Origin of the sequence: Wolbachia endosymbiont of Drosophila incompta, from assembly GCF_001758565.1 — a bacterium.
Lineage (GTDB): Bacteria > Pseudomonadota > Alphaproteobacteria > Rickettsiales > Anaplasmataceae > Wolbachia > Wolbachia pipientis.
On record NZ_CP011148.1, the window covers coordinates 85,402 to 87,524 of the forward strand.

The following is a 2,123-nucleotide window of genomic DNA, read 5'->3' on the forward strand; positions in this document are numbered from 1 at the left end:
TTCCGCTTGCTGTAACAGCAATAGTGGGATGATTTTTGTATATTACACTGTTTGCTGCAGTATCAATTCCTCTTGCAAGTCCAGAAACGATAATAAAACCAGCTTCGCTTAAATCAAGTGCCAACTTATTGGCAAAATTTCTTCCATTCATTGAAGAGTTACGCCCACCGATTATTGCAATTATCTCACGGCTTAATAATGATATATCACCAAGCGCAGTTATTACAGGAGGACAACTAGGGATATTTCTTAAAAGATCAGGGTAATCTGGGTCACATGCGGGTATAATTTTAGCTCCAATTCTTTCTGCATTATTGATTTCTTCTCGTGCATCTTGAATGCCATACACCTTATCATTAGCCACCATATTGAGATATTTTAGCACCTCATCTAGCGATCCGTGTGTTCTTAGTATACTAAAAAACTTTATTGGTCCTATGGTTCTAGCCAGGCTTAACCATACTTCTAATTCTTTGTTGTTCAATTTATTTATCTTCATAAAAAGCTTGAATTTCTTATCAATTTAGTGTATCCAAGATAATGCAAATATACAGTGTTTTATGACGCATTTTGTTACAGATAAATGCATAAAATGTAAATATACAGACTGCGTGGAAGTATGTCCCGTTGACTGCTTCTATGAAGGCAAAAACATGCTCGTGATTAACCCAGATGAATGTATTGATTGCGGAGTGTGCATACCTGAGTGTCCAGTAGATGCAATTGTAACTGATGATTCCATAAAAGATATTTTAGAACTAGATGAAGAGTTGCTGAGCAGCGAACAAAAAACTTTCAAGTTATTTTACGATATAAATGTAGAATACTCACAAAAGTGGCCAAATATCACAGCTAAAAAGCAACCCCTCTATACTGCAGAAGAGTATAAGGAAAAAAAGGATAAAACAGCTTATTTTGATGAAAATTTAGAATAATGCTACTGAAGGAAAAGAAACTTTTTGTATTTCAGGGTTGTTGTTTTTGGTTGCTGAAAATAGTTGCGTTATCTAAGTTGTTATGCTGATAAATTAGTATCGATTAATTTAAGGATTAAGGAAAAAGGCTTATTGACTTTTGAAATATTTGATTATAAAACTAGCTGTTAGCATTAAATCTTGGGGGTAAGTTATGAGTATAAATAAAAGAGAAACCATTAAAAAGATTGAAGGGTTACTTTTTCAAGCGAACGGTAATCTTGAAAAAGCATGTGATCTATTATCAACAGTAGAGTTAACCGAAGATGATATTAAAATATTGCTGGAAGAGATGATAAAAGAGTATCATAGCTTGTTTGAAAAGATTTCTTGGAGTTGTGGAATTACTGCAGGCAGTGCACAAGATGCCAACGCAAGCAGCTTCAACGAAGTTTTTAAGCTAGGTTCAAAAGAGTTAGCATTGGCAATGACGTCAGATCTCAGAAAGTCTTATGATCAAGAATTATTTAAGAAATATAAAAAAGAAGAAATGTCTTATCCTGAAGGAGAAGGAGTACAATTTATTAGAGAATTGAGAGTTCTAAGTAGAATACTTACTATATCTTTAATAAGGAAACTTGATGAAGTTTACAAGTTTACTCCAGAAGAAATTGAGCGTTTGAAGGAATATATGTTAGTTAGCAACTATGATATAAGCAAAAGTCTTTCTGATATAGACAAATATATGCATGCACTATCTGCCTTAATTAGAAACTCTTCACTTGATACAAAAAAGATATTTGAGCTAAATAATCGAATGATAATACACACTACAGCCTTAATTGATTTAGTAACTAGTGGAGTAGTGAAAAAAGAAGAAGCAAAAGAACAATCTGCTGAGGATTTAGAAAAGCTTATCTGTGAACAGTATAAAGGTGCAGCAAACACGCCACTACCGTTGCAGAGCACGCTATTTGAAGTGGATAAAAAAAGTGCTTGAAGAAAGTTTATAGTTAGCCAAAGTAGGTATTTAATAAGCTTAATGTAACCATTATGTATGCTATATAGCAAAACATAGAATGCTTATGATTCCAACTATAGCAATTTTAAGTGGTGGATTTTCTTGTGAGAGAGAAATATCGCTTATGAGCGGAAAAGCAGTGAAGAAGGCGCTCGATAGCCTTTCATATAATGCAATAGAAATAGATG

General features: G+C 33.5%; 3 protein-coding genes and 1 pseudogene. 3 read left to right on the forward strand and 1 reads right to left on the reverse strand.

Annotated features, from left to right (window positions below; translation table 11 throughout):
• Positions 1-499: DNA-processing protein DprA (locus tag WG67_RS07955; RefSeq protein ID WP_458694950.1), on the reverse strand; the 499-nt coding region annotated here is incomplete at its 3' end.
• A 61-nt stretch (positions 500-560) separates the two neighbouring features.
• Between WG67_RS07955 and WG67_RS00415 the strand changes: the two genes are divergently transcribed.
• From WG67_RS00415 to WG67_RS07960, 3 genes and pseudogenes are all read left to right on the forward strand, one after another.
• The gene (locus WG67_RS00415) at positions 561-935 is read left to right on the forward strand and encodes a ferredoxin family protein (protein WP_010082601.1); all 375 of its coding nucleotides are present in this window, start codon (positions 561-563) and stop codon (positions 933-935) included.
• A gap of 193 nt (positions 936-1,128) precedes the next feature.
• Complete coding sequence (locus WG67_RS00420) at positions 1,129-1,914, forward strand: hypothetical protein (protein ID WP_010082602.1); 786 nt, start codon at positions 1,129-1,131, stop codon at positions 1,912-1,914.
• A 79-nt stretch (positions 1,915-1,993) separates the two neighbouring features.
• Positions 1,994-2,123 (forward strand): annotated as a pseudogene (locus WG67_RS07960) (D-alanine--D-alanine ligase); the annotation flags it as partial.